The following is a 16,494-nucleotide window of genomic DNA, read 5'->3' as shown; positions in this document are numbered from 1 at the left end:
CGGAGTTGATGATCGAGTGCCTCAACTATGGGGTGGGTCACGCAGGGGAAGGGGTGTGCATTGGTTTAGAGCTTGGCACCTATCGTATTCTCCTAGACTGTGGTATTCCATCTCTATCGGTGTTGCCGCTAGAGGAAATTGAAGAGCATCCGTTTGATCTAGTGTTATGCAGTCATGCCCACGCCGATCATGCCCAGAGTTTACTCGCTTTCCATCGACGCTTTCCCCACATCCCCGTCTATGCCAGTGAAGTTACCGCTCAACTGTTACCCCTGAACTGGCCGGATGAAGAGGTGCCACCGTTTTGTCGTGCCTTGCCATGGCGATCGCCAGTGGAATTTGGAGACGGCTTAACAGCAGAACTGTTTCCCGCGGGTCACTTACCCGGAGCCGCCGTGTTTGCCTTGACCTATCAAGAGGCGAACCCTGAGCAGCCGCCCCTGAGTGTGGTTTATACAGGGGACTTTTTTCTCTCTAATACGCGTTTTGCTGAGGGGTTACCCCTTGCGGATCTGCGGGGGTTGCAGCCGGATGTGCTCATTATTGAAGCCAGCCTTGGGACAGCGCGGCATCCCCACCGTCGCCAGCAGGAAAATCAATTGGCCGAACGCATCCGCACGGCGGTCGATCAGGGGTACAACGTCCTACTGCCCTTGCCTCCCCTTGGAGTAGCCCAAGAAATCCTCATTTTGTTGCGCAGCCACCATTTATTTACCGGTCAACCGATTCAGATTTGGGTGACAACGGCGATCGCCCGCAGTTGCGATGCTTACCTAACGGTGTTGCCCCACCTACCCACAGCGATCCAAAACTTTGCCCAACATCAAGCCCTCTTTTGGGATCAGCGGGTCAAGCCCCAAGTTCAACCCCTGAGCAGCCTTGACCAAATTAGTCCCCGTCCAGAGCAAGCCACCATTGTCCTTGTGGATCAAGGGCAGGAATTATTGCCTTACCTAGAGCGCGGCGATCGCCCGTGGTTGGTGCTGTATCCCCGGTTACTTTATGGTCAGCCCTTTCGGGATCTTGACCCGCAACTCAGTCAACTCCCCCAGGTCGAAGTGGATAGCTTTTTGCTGTCATTGCACGCTGATGGTCCTGCCACGACCCAGCTCATCCACAATATTCGCCCCCAACACGTTGTCCTCATTCACGGTGATCCAAATTACTTAGCAGATTTGGCCAGTCTCAATGAACTGAGTAACCGCTACCACCTGCATACCCCCACCAGTGGCTCCACGATTCAATTTCCCATTGGCCAACTCACTCTTTCCACCCCCAGTTCCTTAGTGCAGCTTGCCTACGAAGGTGAAGTCAGCGAGTGGAATGACGATGCCCTGATCCGTCTGCCGGCCGCCATTACCGCCGATCCCCGCTGGCGCCGCTTAGCAGATACAGGCTTTATTTTAGCCTCATGGCAGGGAGAGCAATTGCTGGTGCGGGGAATGACCCCCAAAGAAGTTCTGGGAATGACCGCAGCGATCGCCCCTGAGCAGGAAAGCTGTTTTAATTGCCAGTTTTATCGCGGGCAACGCTGCTGGAATGAAGCCTCCGCCTTGTATAACTTCAAAGTGGCACCAGAGGGCTATTGCCCCGCCTTTGAGCGCGCAGAAACCCAGCCGGAACCGGACAGTTAAGATAGCTATTGCTCGCCAGCAGTCCCTCCTCAAGCACCTGTGTTCTCGCCGCAAATTGCCTATACCATTCTGATTGCCGCTGCCCTACTGGACTATGGCCTTGGGGATCCGTGGGGCTGGCCGCATCCGGTGCGCTGGATGGGAACCTATATTGAATGGGTGAGCAACAGCTGTCGCTATGGCCAAGGGTGGCCAATGTGGGGGCAGCGCCTTGGGGGTGCTCTCCTGAGTGTGAGTTTGATTGGCGGTGCGGCCTGCATATCTTGGGGAATTGTTAAAGCCGCAACCGACCTTTCACCGCTGCTGGGGTGGGGGCTAGCAGTGGTGGGGACTGCCAGTGGTTTGGCGGGACGCAGTTTACGGGAGGCCGCCGAGGAGGTGCTGCAGGCGCTACACGCAGGCGATTTACCGCAGGCACGGCAATGCTTAGCCAAATACGTGGGGCGAGACACCGCTCAGCTAGACGAAACTGAGATTCTGCGAGCCGTGCTGGAAACCGTTAGCGAAAATGCGACGGATGGGGTCATTGCGCCACTCTTTTACGGGGCGATTGCCAGCCTCTTTGTCCCGCAGGTGGGGCCACTCCCCCTCGTCATGGCCTACAAAGCGGCCAGTACCCTTGACTCGATGATTGGCTATCGCCAGCCACCCTATACCCACTGGGGATGGTTTGCCGCTAAAATCGATGATCTACTGACGTGGTTCCCCTGTCGTTTTTTGGTACTCCTTGGGGCACTGTGCTCAGGCCGTTGGCAGCGGGTGTGGGAGTGGTGTTGGCGCGATGCCCCCAAGGATCCGAGTCCTAACTCTGGCTGGAGCGAGTGTACCTACGCGGCAGCCTTAGGGGTGCAGTTGGGGGGAGTCAACACCTACCGGGGTCAAATAAAGGTTAAACCATACCTCGGTGAGCCGCTACATCCTATTGAACCCGCTACAGTTGGTATGGCACTTGCCTTAACCCGCCAGCTTTGTCTTGTCACGCTTGCCCTCACAGGGGGACTGCTGATGGTAACTTTTGCAAGGTAATCATCGTCTTTACCCTTAGAGCGTTACGAACTTAACTCAGTATGCAAACCCTAGGATTGATTCTCAGCCTCCTACTGGGCTTAACCCCAAGGGCGATCGCCAACTCGCCCCCTGCGCCCGTACAGGAAACCCCGACAGCAACTACATTCTACGCCCAAAACGGTACAGGTATTTTTGGCCTAGCCGGTCGCCCTAACATTGGTGTGACCTTTATGAGCATTGCCATAGAGGCCGATAACAAGGTGGATATGTCCATTCGCTTAGCTGATGGCCGCCTGATCTCTTTTGGGGGTACTCTCATCAAGGGAGACGCTTACACCCTAGATATTCGCCTGAGTGGCTCGGGCATGGCCGATGCCAGTGGTGGTGTCACTGCTCGCTATGGAGCCAATCAACGCATTCTAAGTGCTACAGCCAACGGCACACTTGATGGCCAAACCTTTTTTATTACCTTTCGCGGCAATTCGCAATAATAGTTCGCAATAATACATTGACAGATACTCCCCCTATCAGGCACGATAAAGGATCGCTGACCAAATTGTCGCAAGTGCGGAACTGGCGGAATTGGTAGACGCGCTAGATTCAGGTTCTAGTGTCCGCAAGGACTTCGGGGTTCAAGTCCCCGGTTCCGCATCCTCTGCTCCCTGAAAGTAGGGTACGATAGAGGCACTGACATCCGTTGACTGTTCCTATGGCCTTTTCGTCCATTGCTGTTCGCGAGCTGCCCATTTTTCCGTTGCCGGATGTGGTGCTATTTCCTGGGCGCCCCTTACCCCTACACATTTTTGAATTTCGTTATCGGATTATGATGAACACAATCCTTGAGGGCGATCGCCGCTTCGGGATTGTGATGTGGGATCCGCAAACGGGTCGTCCAGCCACTGTGGGGTGCTGCGCCGAAGTGCGTCGCTACGAGCGCTTACCGGACGATCGGATGCTCGTGGATTCCTTAGGGCAGCAACGCTTTCGTATTTTAGATTACACCCGTGAAAAGCCCTATCGAGTTGGCTTAGTGGAGTGGATAGACGACGAGCCGACCACTATCGATTTGCGCCCTCTTGCGGCGGAAGTACGACAACTTCTCGATGATGTGGTGCGCCTGTCTGCCAAGCTGACAGATCAAGCCATGGAATTGCCGCCAGATGTTCCCACAGCCGCTCTTGAGTTATCCTACTGGATTGCCAGTAATTTTCGGGGTGTAGCTCAGGAGCAACAGAGCCTTCTAGAGTTGCAGTCCACCTACGATCGCCTGCTGCGGGAAGCAGAAATCTTAACAACAACGCGCAACCATTTAGCCGCCCGAACTGTGCTTAAGGAAACCTTCAAGTAGATCAGTTGTAGATCAGTTATAGATCAACCAGTGTGAACCCCTTTTCGGCTCCTTGAGTCTGAATAGGTGATTACGTTAATGGAGCGATACCTCCGATGAGTGTATCTATACCCCTACCGTTGATGACGGCTGCACCAAGCGTACACCCACAAGCCAAGGTGTCTGACCCTGACCGTCCAGTGATTGAGCAATGCCTTGCTGGACATCCCCATGGCTTTCGTGAACTGTATCAACGGCACCAGCAGCGGGTGCGATCGCTACTCTTTCAGCTCTGTGGGGCGATCGCCCTCGATGATTTGGTTCAAGAAGTGTTTTTGCGGGCGTGGAAAGGTCTGCGGGGGCTGAAGCACGAAGCAAAGTTTTCCACATGGTTGTACCGAATTACATGGAACGTGGCCTGCGACTATCGCCGCCAGCTTGCCACCCGCAAATCGCGTCACCATGAGTACCTTCACAACAGCGAACCCCTCACCCCCGGTCCCGATTTGAAGCAATTACACTACGAAGATTTAGTCCAGCGGGGCCTAGCTCAGTTGTCCTTAGATTACCGTAGTGTACTGGTACTGCACGATTTACAGGGACTCCCCCAAAAGGACATTGCCGAAATTTTACGCATTCCTGTGGGGACGGTTAAGTCCCGCTTGTTTCGTGCTCGGGGAACCTTACGCACCTACTTTACCAATGCAGGAGTGAGTCTATGAACCTCCCGCCGTCATCTGAGTCTTGCGAGGATACCGTCTTGGTTAATTTTTTGCGAACCTATGCAGGCACTCCGCCACCCCCCCATCCCCAGCTTGATCGCGTCATTGTGCAAGCCGCGCTGCAACAGCAACAGCAAGCAAAACGCTGGTGGCGCACACTCACTCTGCTGAGCACCGGGGCGATCGCCACCGTCACAACCGCGTGGCTGTTGAAGCCACCTCCCCAAGTTACTCAAGACTACTCACCCGATTCTGTGGAAGCCTTTATCAGCCATAACTGGCAGGTGATCTTTCACGAATCTGACCTCTCGCCTAGTTCTGACCTCACAGTTATTGACTAGCCTCATTGGCCTGTGTACGCCCTATACCATTCGTGACAAACTCGGAGAATCCCTATGTTAAAACAAAGCCTAACCGCCCTACTCCTGTGTGGTAGCCTCAGCCCCATGCTAGCCATTGCCCCTGCTACGGTAGCGCAGCCTGCACACACGCCCCCCGGCTATCGTAACTTCGAGAACCTCAACCTTACCCCAGAGCAGCGGCAACAACTACAAGCCGTACGGCAGCAATATCAAAGCCGCATGGAGCAAACCCGTAACCAGCTGCGTACTGCCAAAGAAGAGCTGCGGCAGATGATGAGTGGCACTGCCAGTGACGATCAGATTCGTGCCAAGCACCAGCAAGTTCGGGAGCTAGAAAACCAACTGGCATCCCTGCGGTTTGAGAGTATGCTAGCCATGCGTAGTATTCTGACCCCACAGCAACGCCAAGCCTTAGCAACTCAAATGCAGCAGCGTCGCCCCGGCAATCGCCCAATGAGACCACAACAACCATAACTGCGATCATTGCAACGTCGCAACACGAGACTGGATCACGGCATGGTGGCTAGACGATGGGGGCTTGCCCATTAATTACTGTCTGCTAGAGCGGGGGCAGCAAGTGCGGAATACCCTACATCAAGTTGTATTGCTCTGCCATTCACCCCCAGAGTATGGTGTTACATGGCACTTAAGTCTGCCACTTGTTGCAAGTTATCGCGACTGAACCAAAGTTACCCCGTAAGGATAGCCACCTATGGCCAAATTAGTTGTTTTTCATGAAGAATCACGCCGTGCCTTAGAGCGTGGCATTAATGCCCTTGCCGATGCCGTTAAAATTACCCTCGGTCCCAAGGGGCGCAATGTGGTGCTAGAGAAAAAGTATGGCGCCCCCCAAATTGTCAATGACGGCGTGACCATTGCCAAAGAAATTGAACTAGAAGATGCTTACGAAAATACCGGTGCCCAACTGATGCGGGAAGTGGCGGCCAAAACCAATGATGTCGTTGGGGATGGCACCACAACGGCAACGCTTTTAGCCCAAGCCCTCATCCGCGAAGGCTTAAAAAACGTGGCGGCGGGGGCAAACCCAGTGGCACTGCGACGGGGGATGGAAAAAGCAATCAACACCGTTGTTGCCGGTATCGCCGAAGTTGCCAAGCCGGTTGAGGGAGACATGATTGCCCAAGTTGCCGCTGTGTCTGCGGGCAATGACCCAGAGGTGGGCACCATGCTGAGCCAAGCCATGGCCAAAGTGGGCAAAGATGGGGTGATCACCATTGAAGAGTCAAAATCCCTGAATACTGAAATGGAAATTGTTGAAGGGATGCAGTTTGACCGTGGGTATATTTCCCCCTACTTTGTCACCGATCCTGAGCGAATGATTGTGCAATTGACCGGTGCCTATCTGCTCTTGGTGGATAAAAAAATCAGCAGCATTCAAGATCTGATTCCCACCCTTGAAAAGGTTGCCCGCAGTGGCCGTCCGTTAGTCATTATCGCTGAGGATGTGGAGGGGGAAGCCTTAGCCACCCTAGTGGTCAATAAACTGCGGGGGGTTCTGAATGTGGTCGCGGTCAAGGCACCGGCCTTTGGCGATCGCCGCAAAGCCATGCTCCAAGACATTGCCGTGCTCACAGGGGGGCAAGTCATTTCTGAAGAGGTTGGCCTCACCCTAGAAGATGTGGAAATCACCATGTTGGGGGAAGCCTCTTCCGTCACCATTACCAAAGATACAACCACCCTAGTGTCGGAAAAGGGGAATACAGCGGATGTGCAAAAGCGGGTTGAGCAACTGAAAAAGCAACTAGCAGACACCGATTCCGAGTATGACAAGGAAAAGCTACAGGAGCGGATTGCCAAGCTCGTTGGCGGTGTAGCCGTCATTAAAGTGGGCGCAGCCACCGAAACTGAACTTAAGGATCGCAAGCTCCGTTTAGAGGATGCCCTCAATGCCACCAAGGCCGCCGTTGCAGAAGGAATTGTGCCGGGGGGTGGTGTAACGCTGCTGCACCTTGCCAGCCGTATTGACGCCCTTTTGCCCAGCCTCAGTGCCGAGGAGCAAACGGGTGCGCGGATTGTGGCAACGGCTCTGGCGGCACCTTTAGCTCAAATTGCAGCAAACGCTGGCGTGGAAGGCTCAGTTGTGGTTGAAAATGTGCGCTCAGCCGGGTTTAGCCATGGATTCAATGCTGCTACAGGGGCTTACGAAGACTTGATCAGCGCCGGCATTATTGACCCAGCAAAAGTCGTGCGCTGCGCCTTGCAAAATGCTGGCTCCATTGCTGGGATGGTGCTAACCACAGAAGCCTTAGTGGTGGAAAAACCAGAACCTAAACCGGCACCTGCGGCTGACCCCGGTATGGGTGGTATGGGGATGATGTAATCCCATACCCTTGTTTTAGCACCCCTTGCCTGAAGGCAGAAGAACGAGGCCAGTATGTACGCTGGTTTTGCCTAGGGCAGGGGGCATTTTGGGCTTTTCAAGACCGCTGGCATCGTTGCCCTGTTTGCGGTTTGGCATTGTCCCGTGGGCATAATGCTGCAATCAATATCAAACACTGGGGGGTAGGGCATTCCGTCAATAAAGCTCAGGATACGCCCGATGAGATCTTGGGGGGCACTGAGAAGCTCGCATGCTATGCGTTAGCATGAGTGTCCGGAGTATGTCACGTGCGCCATGTCTGCCAAGACGGTTTTTGATCGACCAACGATAACACTCATCCTTGAAAGTCAAGGGCAGACGTTAACCTATCACCTCACCCAATCCCAGCATCGCTTGGGTCGCGATCGCCAGTGGGCGGATTTAGTTGTTCCGGACGATCCCATCTGGTCAGTGATTTCCAGTCGTCATGCAGTTTTTACTAAAGAAGGGCAGAGCTATTGTCTCTGGGATGGGGATGGCGAACAGCGCCGCAGCACCAATGGTATTTTTCATCAGCATACTCGGATTGGTATTGGGGAAGGGTTTAAGCTAGCGGACACCCTACGGCTTGAAATTGGCCAAGACCCCGCGAACAAAGTACAGATGTTTGTCCAAATTCAGTCGGCAGGCACTGCAACACCGCCGCCGTTACCCCAGCAACGACGGCTGAATCTGAAAAAACTCAGCCAATGGCCTCTCACGCTGGGGCGAGACGCAACAAACAGCTATCAGCACTGGCAGCTTAACGCTCCCACTGTCTCCCAACGCCATGCCAGTCTTGACCGTACCACTGCGGGTCTCTACGTCCTGCGGGACTTAAACAGTAGTAACGGCACCTACGTGAATAACCAACTCCTCAAAGCTCCTTACACCCTGCGCAATGGTGACCAAATCCGCATTGGCCCGTTTGCGCTGCTCTACCGCAATGAGATACTGGAGGTTACGGATCAAGGTAGTCAAATTCGCCTAGATGCTTACCATCTGCAACGGCGAGTAACGACACCCCACGGCGATCGCCTCCTGTTGGCAGGGGTGACCTTTGTGGCTGAACCCGGGCAGCTTATTGGCATTGTTGGCGGTAGTGGCACCGGCAAGTCAACCCTGCTGAAAGTCCTCATGGGGCTTACGCCTCCCCAAGCTGGTAAAGTCCTCCTGAATGGCCAAGACCTGTACCAAAACCGCTGCGCCTATCGCCACCAAACGGGGTATGTGCCCCAAGACGATATTGTGCATACCCGCTTAACGGTCACCGAGGTGCTAACTTTTGCTGCCCAACTTCGTCTGCCGGCAGATACCGATGCCACCACCCGCCACGAGAGTGTCCAGCGAGTTCTCAAGCAAGTGCAGTTAACCCCTGTTGCCCAGCAATTGGTGGCGGATCTCAGCGGTGGCCAGCGCAAGCGCGTCAGTATTGCTGTTGAGTTATTGGCTAATCCCAAGCTCTTTTTCCTTGACGAACCCACCTCTGGCCTCGATCCTGGGCTTGATTTATCGATGATGCAACTGCTGCGCCAACTAGCGGACGAAGGTCGGACAATTATTCTGGTAACCCATGCCACTAGCCATGTGCATCTGTGCGATCGCCTCGCGATTCTCGGCCGTGGTGGTCGCCTCTGCTATTTCGGGCCTGCGGAGCGCGCGTGTCAGTTTTTTAGTCCTAATGGGTCGCCCCCCCTAAGGTCTGTGGCTGAAATCTACGGCATTTTGGCCGTAGGCGAGGGCGATCGCGCCGCCTACGAATGGAGTGAGCGGTTTCGCCAGTCCCCAGACTACAAAAACTACCTAGAAAACCGCCTCAGTGCTGGCTGTGCCCCCAATAATACCGATGTTGCCCTTGGGAGTGGTACCCCCAACGTCCCTGCGCCAAGTCAACAGCCCGCCCCCAATCATCTGTACCAGTGGCAAGTACTGTGTCAACGGCAGTGGCGGCTGATGGAGCGCGATCGCCTCAGTTTGGCACTGAATCTGGTGAGTGTGCCCATTGCCCTCCTGCTGACCCGTTTTGCTCTTGAGACCTCACCGTTCTTACCCCAGGATCCGCCCTCACTGCTCCAAGCGGCTCAAACCTTACGGGTACTCTTTGTGTTTACCTGCGCCTGTTTATGGGTGGGGTTATCCAGTTGGGCACAGGCTCTGATTACCGAAGTCCCCATTTACCGCCGCGAGCGCCTCGCCAACCTCAGTCTTCCGGCCTACATGGCTGCCAAGCTCACCCTTGGCAAGGCAATGGCTGCTGTCCAAACGCTGCTGATTACGGTGGTTGCCGTCCTTGGGTTTGGTGTGCCCACCGGGGCGCTCATGCCTTGGCCGTTGGGCGTTGCCGTCACAACCTTTTTGACCCTTGTGGCCAGCCTTAGCTTGGGGCTGTTAGTTTCCAGTGCGGTCAGCAATAGCGATCAAGCCAGTAAAGTGTTACCCCCGCTGCTGTTGCCACAAATTATTTTTGCAGGGGTGTTATTTAAGCTTCAAGGATTAGCCGTGATCCTCTCGTGGGTAACAATTGGCCGTTGGAGCATGGGAGCCTACGGTGCCTTAATTAAGGTCAATGCCATGGTACCGCCCCCCCTTGACTTTGGCCTCTTTGAGCCACCGCCCCAACCCTTTGATCCAAGTCCTGTCTATGACCCAACCCCGACAAACCTGCTGTTGAACTGGGGTGTACTCCTGCTCCATAGCCTCATTTACATCGCGATCGCCACTGGGCTGCAACGGCGCAAAGACCGCTAGATTCCCCAAACCTAAACAGTAGCCACAGGATGGAAAAACAAGCTAAGCTGGCGAGTTAGCCCCCCATTATTATTGCAAACTGCCCTTGATGTCATGATCACGTCTGCGCAGCCTCTCATCGACACTGCCACACTCCAGACCTTAAACCAGCGCTCAAACTGGGCAGGGATCCGCCAACTCGCACTTCATGTGGGTCTTCTGGTGCTGAGTGGCAGCGTCTGGATGACCCAACTGGGACACCGTTGGTGGTTAGCCATTCCCGCCTTACTGCTCTACGGCACTAGCTTGGCAACAATGTTTGCGACCCTACACGAGTGCTCTCACCGCACTGCATTTGCAAATCAACGCCTCAACGACACAGTGGCTTGGCTAGCGGGCTTACTCTGCTTTTACAACAGTGACTTTTATCGGCGCTACCACAAGTGGCACCATCGCTACACCCAAATTCTAGGCAAAGACCCAGAACTCGATGCTCCTAAGCCCACTAACTGGCAACAGTACCTTTGGGAACTGAGTGGCATACCGTGGTGGTGGGGCAAGGTGCAAACCTTTGCCAACCTCGTTCGCGGTCGGTTAGAGGGCTACCCCTACATCAGCGCCGAAGTTCGCCCCGAGGTCGTTTGGTCTGCCCGCTGGCAACTCGGTGTCTATGGAATTGCCGCAGCACTCTCGGTAGTAGTTGGTTATCCTTGGCTACTGGTGGGATGGGCATTTCCCTTGGTGCTAGGCCAGCCAGTGCTGCGGTTTATTTTGCTGGCGGAGCACACCGATTGCACCCAAGATAGCAATGGCCTGACCAATACCCGCACCACCCTCACCCTATGGCCGGTTCGCCTGCTGATGTGGAACATGCCCTACCATGCCGAGCACCACCTCTATCCCTCTATTCCCTTCCATGCCCTTGCACACGCCCACATCCTGCTAAAACCTCATCTCCAGCATTGTGTGTCAGGCTATTTCACTGTTCACCGTCAAATTGTTCAGCGCTTCGGTGCTGCATGACCGTTTGCGTGTGGCAAAACCCATCACGGCCAAGCGTCAGGGCATGTCTGCCGTTGATGCTATTTCCCGTGCCCTAGCCCCTCAGCAGAGCGATTGGCTACTGGGCTGATAGGTATTGCTGCAGGGCTTGGCGGGTTAAGGCGGCCACCGATACTCCCTTTGCTGCTGCCAATGCTTTTAGTTGCTGATACTGCTCTGCCTGTACGTCCACGCGATAGCGTTTGCGCTGGGTTGCAGGGGGGGTATAGCTTGCGGCAAACTGGCGCAGTGCCTCAAAGCCGACCCGATGGCAAAAATCCCCAAAGGACTCGCCACTGTGGCGGCGATCGCGGTAATAGACAAGTAACGGCTCAAGGGTGGCCTCCAGTTCCGTAATGGGCAACCGCTCGATATAAACTTGAGCCAAGCGAGTTTGGTGAGGGCTGCCCCCCAGCCATGTTTGATACGTTCCCGGCACAATCCCCACAAAGCCTAGTTCAGCTAAGTAGGGGCGAGCGCAGCCGTTCGGGCACCCCGTCATCCGGATCACAAAATGCTCATCCTCTAACCCAAGACGATCCATGAGGCGACGAATCCGCTCTAAAACCCCCGGAATGGCACGCTCGGATTCGGTAATGGCCAAGCCGCAGGTGGGGAGTGCCGGGCAAGCCATACTGTAGCGCTCTAGGGAATCAATAGCGCTAACATCAGGAATCCCATGCTGCTGCAAAATCAGTTGAATGGCATCTTGCTGATTGGGAGCCACATCACAGATCAGCACGTTCTGGTGGGGGGTGACCCGCAACGGCACATTAAACTCTTTGACGATTTTTTTCAGAGCTGCTTTGAGCTTGAAGCTATCGCGATCAAGGATGCGACCATTGGCAATGGAGACCCCATAAAAAAACTTGCCATCTCCTTGGGAGTGCCAGCCCAAAAAGTCATGGTACTGCCACGGCGGCAAGGGACGAAAGGGAGCAAGGGGTTTACCAAAATACTCTTCGACTTTGGCTTTGAATTTGGCGACTCCCCAATCATGGATTAAGTACTTCAGGCGGGCGTGGCGACGATTGTAGCGATCGCCATAATCCCGTTGTGTTGCCACAATGGCTTTCACCGCATCGTACACATCAGCAGCAGCCACAAAGCCAATTTCATCGGCCATGCGGGCAAAGGTGTCCTCTTTATTGTGGGTGCGCCCCAAACCGCCCCCCGCATAGATATTAAAGCCCTCTAGATCGCCTTTTTTGTTAGTGATCACAACGAGGGTGAGGTCTTGGGAAAACAAATCCACCGAGTTGTCCCCGGGGACTGTGACACAGCACTTAAACTTACGCGGCATGTAGCGATCGCCATAGATTGGCTCTTCGTTGTCGTGAAAAATGGTGCCGGTACCGTTGCGCTGGCGGGCTGCTTTGACCTCAGGATGCTCTTCAGCAGAGATAACCTTCTCACCATCGAGCCAAATTTCGTAATAAGCACCCGTTTGGGGCGTGAGCAAATCGGCAATGCGGTGGGCATACTCGTAGGCAAGGCGATACTCGGGGCGATCCCTAAATGGGGCTGGCGGCGCCATCACATTCCGGTTCAAATCACCGCACGCACCTAGGGTGGATCCCATGCTGCGGATAATGGCGGCGATCGCGGCTTTCAGATTCTTCTTGAGAATGCCGTGTAGCTGAAACCCTTGGCGAGTGGTTGCCCGCAGGGTATGGTTACCGTACTCGTCCGCCAAGCGATCCAAGGTCAGGTAGAGTTGGGGCGGAATATAACCCGCCGGGCTGCGGGTGCGCAGCATGAACTGGTAGTCTTTTTCCTGCCCTTTCACGCGGTTATCGCGGTTGTCTTGCTGGTAGGAACCATGGAACTTCAGGATCTGAATTCCCGCCTCACTAAAGCGATTGGTTGGCTCTCGCAGCTCTGTGGCAACGGGTTCACGGAGGTGCTGACTCTGTTCCTTGAGATCTTCAACTTTGGAACGCTTAGCAGCAACGTCAGCAGAGGGAGGGGAAGCAACCATAGTGTTCTGTGTTCCAGCAGGCGGGATGAATGCAGTGCAACTTACTGCTCACCAAAGTCCCTAATCTTGATTGGGAAAGTGAGCTATCCCATTGTAGCGAACCGAGGGAACGATTAACAGGATGGTTCGCCTTTAGAGGTGTACTCCTGCTGCCAACAGCGTTCAAGGTAGGCATTGCGATACTCCAGCCAAAATCGTCTGGGATTCAGCATAAAGTGACGGCTAAATAGGGGCTGGTTCAGGTAAAGCCAAAGGGGAAATCGAAGAACACGACGCGAAGCCATAAGCATACCGTGAGCGTGAGCGATTCTATGGACTAAGGTTACCTTAATCATAGAACAGGGGATTGGCGGCGGTGGGGGTCTGCCAACTTTCTTAATGCTTGTGGCAGAGGGCAGTTGGCGAAAAATGTTAGGATTGTTAAAATCTGTGAAGTTTTCTGGAATCACTGATGCGGGTTGTCATTGTTGGTGCCGGTCTGGCGGGCTTAGCGGCGGCAGTGGATCTAGTCGATGCCGGTCACACCGTTGAAATGTATGAGTCCCGGCCATTCGTTGGTGGCAAAGTCAGCAGTTGGCAGGATGCTGACGGCAACCACATCGAGATGGGGTTACACGTTTTTTTCTATAACTACGCCAACCTCTTTGAGTTGATGACCAAGGTGGGGGCGATCGCCCACCTCCTGCCCAAAGACCACACCCACACCTTCATCAATCGCGGTGGCCAAGTAGGGGAATTGGACTTCCGGTTTCCCTTGGGTGCCCCCTTTAACGGTCTCAAAGCATTTTTCACCACAGGGCAACTCTCCTTGGTCGATAAATTTTTCAACGCTATTGCCTTGGGAAGCAGTCCAGTGGTGCGCGGTTTGGTGGACTACAATGGCGCCATGCGACAGATCCGCGCCCTCGATCGCCTCAGCTTTGCTGAGTGGTTCCGGCGGCACGGTGGCTCTGAGAATAGCTTAAAGCGGCTGTGGAACCCCATTGCCTACGCCTTGGGCTTTATTGACACAGAGCACATGTCGGCACGCTGTATGCTGACAATTTTTATGATGTTTGCGGCTAAAACCGAAGCGTCGCGCCTGAATATGCTGATGGGATCCCCCGCAGAATACCTCCTCAAACCCTTGGTGAACTACATCAGTGCCCGTGGCGCAACGGTACACCTGCGCCGCCGGGTCAAGGAAATTCTCTATAGTGGTAGCGAGCCAAGCGCGTGGCGGGTAGATGGCTTAGTGATTCCCAAAGATGACGATCCCCTAGCAACTGTAACCGCCGACGCCTACCTCTGTGCCTGCGATGTTCCCGGCATTCAACGCCTGATTCCCCAAGCGTGGCGTGCGCTACCAGTATTTGACAACATTTTCAAACTAGATGCCGTTCCGGTGGCCACAGTGCAACTGCGTTTCGACGGTTGGGTTACCGAATTGCAAGACCCCAGCAAGCAACGGCAGGTGGCCGCTACGGGGCTAGATAATCTGCTTTATACTGCCGATGCCGACTTTTCCTGTTTTGCCGATTTAGCCTTGACCAGCCCAGCGGATTACTACCGGGAAGGCCAAGGCTCTCTCCTGCAAGTGGTGCTCACCCCCGGCGACCCTTTCATTAAAGCCAGCAACGAAGAGATTGCACAGCACGTTTTGCGGCAAGTCCATGAGCTGTTTCCCTCGTCGCGGCACTTAACAATGACGTGGTACAGTGTCGTCAAACTCGCCCAATCGCTGTACCGTGAAGCCCCCGGCATGGATCCCTATCGCCCTCCCCAGAAAACGCCCATTCCTAATTTCTTTCTAGCGGGCAGTTATACCCAGCAAGACTACATTGACAGTATGGAGGGAGCAACCATGTCTGGACGACAAGCGGCTCAAGCAATTTTAGCGGGAGGAAACCGATGACGAACTGGCTAGAGCACACCGTCCAAATTGAAGTTGCTGCCGACATCGACTTGGTTTGGTCGCTGTGGTCAGATTTAGAAAAAATCCCCCTGTGGATGAAGTGGATAGAGTCAGTGGTCATTACCAGCGACGATGCTGAACTCTCCCGCTGGACGCTTGCGACGGGTAACTGGCACTTTAGTTGGCTCTCGCGCATTCGCAAGCAAATCAAGCACCAGATCATCAAGTGGGAGTCAGTGGATGGGCTGCCAAACCGTGGTGCCATTCGCTTTTACGATCGCCACGGCAGCACGGTTGTAAAGCTCTCAGTGGCCTATGCGATTCCCGGCATTTTAGGTCAACTGATGGATCGCCTCTTTTTAGGGCGGATCGTCGAAAGTACATTACAGGCAGATTTAGAGCGCTTTCGCGACTATGCTCAGCAATTGCAGCCGAGCCGCCTAAGATAGATCCAATCCGCTGTTACCCTGACACTGCAAAAGGCGTTGTACTCCTAGAGCCGACAGGAGCATGGCAGGGGCGTGCCCCCTTTTTGGTAATTTAAGATCGTTGGTTGCTAGATAGTTGAACACCCGATGACCCCCTCTCCCCCTTCTAAACCCACCATCTGGCAAACTGTCCAACCCATTCTCTTGCGAGAAGCCATCGTCTTCCTAGAGGGGATCACTCACCTCCTTGGTCAAGCTACGGCACAGCTTAAGACAACAGCGAGTAACCAACACATTCCCTCGGCACAACTGGCTGCAGAAGCGTCTTGGCTAGGAAAACTTACCCCTTGGCTACAACGCCTTGGCACGCTATGGTGGCAGGCGATGGGCTGGCTGCAACAGCGCTTACCCAGTGGCCTCAGAGAGCGCTATAACCGTACCACCTTAACCGCGATCGCCCTCGGCATCCTTCTGCTCCTGCTTTGGCTGAATCCCCTGAGTTGGTTTCAGGCTCCTGAGCGTCCTACGATCAGCCCTAGTACCCCCCGCCCTCGCCCTGAGGTTCCCAGTACAATCTTGGTACAGCCGCGACGATCCACGAGCGTTGAGCCGCCTCCTTCGCCAACCCCTGTACCAACGGTAGCCCCTGTAGCGCCTGCTGCGGTAGCGCCCCCCAGCCCTTCGCCCGCTCCCATTCCTAGCGATACGGCGACCGTTCGTCAGCAACTGTTGGCCATCTGCGATCGCTACAGTAATGCCCTTGATCCCACCCTCACCCTCAATCCTAGCGACCATCGACTCGATCTGATGTTGGCAGCGGGTTGGTACGACCTCAGTGCCGCCAAGCAAGATCAACTCGCCCAAGCACTCTGGCAGCAAGCCCACGATCTGGGCTATACCACCGTGGTGATTACAGATACCCAAGGTCAGCCACTGGTTCGTGAGCCAGTGGTGGGTAACAACGCCATTGTGGTTCGCCGCAAGCTACCCTAGAAACTACACACCGCCCGT

At 54.6% G+C, this 16,494-nt stretch carries 15 protein-coding genes and 1 tRNA gene; 14 read left to right on the top strand and 2 right to left on the bottom strand.

The features are described from left to right. Positions 1 to 8: 8 nt before the first annotated feature. From BRW62_RS02740 to BRW62_RS02690, 11 genes are all read left to right on the top strand, one after another. On the top strand, positions 9 to 1,634 hold the full coding sequence (locus tag BRW62_RS02740; protein ID WP_099798182.1) for an MBL fold metallo-hydrolase: 1,626 nt from the start codon (positions 9 to 11) through the stop codon (positions 1,632 to 1,634). A gap of 39 nt (positions 1,635 to 1,673) precedes the next feature. Continuing rightward, positions 1,674 to 2,660, top strand: coding sequence for an adenosylcobinamide-phosphate synthase CbiB (gene cbiB / locus BRW62_RS02735; protein ID WP_099798181.1), 987 nt, complete (start codon positions 1,674 to 1,676; stop codon positions 2,658 to 2,660). 41 nt (positions 2,661 to 2,701) lie between these two features. Continuing rightward, complete coding sequence (locus tag BRW62_RS02730; protein ID WP_099798180.1) at positions 2,702 to 3,133, top strand: hypothetical protein; 432 nt, start codon at positions 2,702 to 2,704, stop codon at positions 3,131 to 3,133. A gap of 76 nt (positions 3,134 to 3,209) precedes the next feature. Next, positions 3,210 to 3,293, top strand: a tRNA-Leu gene (locus BRW62_RS02725). Between the two features lie 58 nt (positions 3,294 to 3,351). Next, positions 3,352 to 3,990: an LON peptidase substrate-binding domain-containing protein gene (locus BRW62_RS02720; RefSeq protein ID WP_099798179.1), complete on the top strand. Its 639-nt coding sequence runs from the start codon at positions 3,352 to 3,354 to the stop codon at positions 3,988 to 3,990. A 95-nt stretch (positions 3,991 to 4,085) separates the two neighbouring features. Next, entirely contained in the window at positions 4,086 to 4,691 is a 606-nt protein-coding gene (locus BRW62_RS02715; RefSeq protein ID WP_099798178.1) for a sigma-70 family RNA polymerase sigma factor, read from the top strand. 38 nt (positions 4,692 to 4,729) lie between these two features. Then, a complete protein-coding gene (locus BRW62_RS02710) occupies positions 4,730 to 5,032 on the top strand; it encodes a hypothetical protein (protein ID WP_198406123.1) in 303 nt (100 codons plus the stop codon). A 54-nt stretch (positions 5,033 to 5,086) separates the two neighbouring features. Next, positions 5,087 to 5,527, top strand: coding sequence for a Spy/CpxP family protein refolding chaperone (locus BRW62_RS02705; RefSeq protein ID WP_099798176.1), 441 nt, complete (start codon positions 5,087 to 5,089; stop codon positions 5,525 to 5,527). Positions 5,528 to 5,765: 238 nt separating this feature from the next. Continuing rightward, a complete protein-coding gene (gene groL / locus BRW62_RS02700) occupies positions 5,766 to 7,394 on the top strand; it encodes a chaperonin GroEL (protein WP_099798175.1) in 1,629 nt (542 codons plus the stop codon). Between the two features lie 294 nt (positions 7,395 to 7,688). Further along, positions 7,689 to 10,160, top strand: coding sequence for an ATP-binding cassette domain-containing protein (locus BRW62_RS02695; protein ID WP_099798174.1), 2,472 nt, complete (start codon positions 7,689 to 7,691; stop codon positions 10,158 to 10,160). Between the two features lie 93 nt (positions 10,161 to 10,253). Then, positions 10,254 to 11,162 carry a fatty acid desaturase family protein gene (locus BRW62_RS02690; RefSeq protein ID WP_099798173.1) on the top strand — a complete coding sequence of 303 codons (909 nt, stop codon included), beginning with the start codon at positions 10,254 to 10,256 and terminating at the stop codon, positions 11,160 to 11,162. A 97-nt stretch (positions 11,163 to 11,259) separates the two neighbouring features. On the opposite strand, the gene sir is transcribed toward BRW62_RS02690, so the two are convergent. Next, positions 11,260 to 13,161 (bottom strand): sulfite reductase, ferredoxin dependent, encoded by a 1,902-nt coding sequence (gene sir / locus BRW62_RS02685; RefSeq protein WP_099798172.1) that lies wholly within the window; start codon positions 13,159 to 13,161, stop codon positions 11,260 to 11,262. Between the two features lie 113 nt (positions 13,162 to 13,274). Next, the gene (locus BRW62_RS13225; RefSeq protein ID WP_198406277.1) at positions 13,275 to 13,445 is read right to left on the bottom strand and encodes a hypothetical protein; all 171 of its coding nucleotides are present in this window, start codon (positions 13,443 to 13,445) and stop codon (positions 13,275 to 13,277) included. Between the two features lie 167 nt (positions 13,446 to 13,612). On the opposite strand from BRW62_RS13225, the gene zds reads away from it, so the two are divergent. From zds to BRW62_RS02665, 3 genes are all read left to right on the top strand, one after another. Beyond that, complete coding sequence (zds, locus tag BRW62_RS02675) at positions 13,613 to 15,055, top strand: 9,9'-di-cis-zeta-carotene desaturase (protein WP_099798170.1); 1,443 nt, start codon at positions 13,613 to 13,615, stop codon at positions 15,053 to 15,055. Next, entirely contained in the window at positions 15,052 to 15,504 is a 453-nt protein-coding gene (locus tag BRW62_RS02670; protein ID WP_099798169.1) for an SRPBCC family protein, read from the top strand. The genes zds and BRW62_RS02670 overlap by 4 nt, the downstream gene beginning before the upstream one ends. Positions 15,505 to 15,630: 126 nt before the next feature. Further along, the gene (locus tag BRW62_RS02665) at positions 15,631 to 16,476 is read left to right on the top strand and encodes a hypothetical protein (RefSeq protein WP_099798168.1); all 846 of its coding nucleotides are present in this window, start codon (positions 15,631 to 15,633) and stop codon (positions 16,474 to 16,476) included. Positions 16,477 to 16,494 lie beyond the last annotated feature (18 nt).

Source organism: Thermostichus lividus PCC 6715 (assembly GCF_002754935.1).
Taxonomy (GTDB): Bacteria; Cyanobacteriota; Cyanobacteriia; order Thermosynechococcales; family Thermosynechococcaceae; genus Thermosynechococcus; species Thermosynechococcus lividus.
This window is presented reverse-complemented; position numbering and strand designations above follow the sequence as displayed.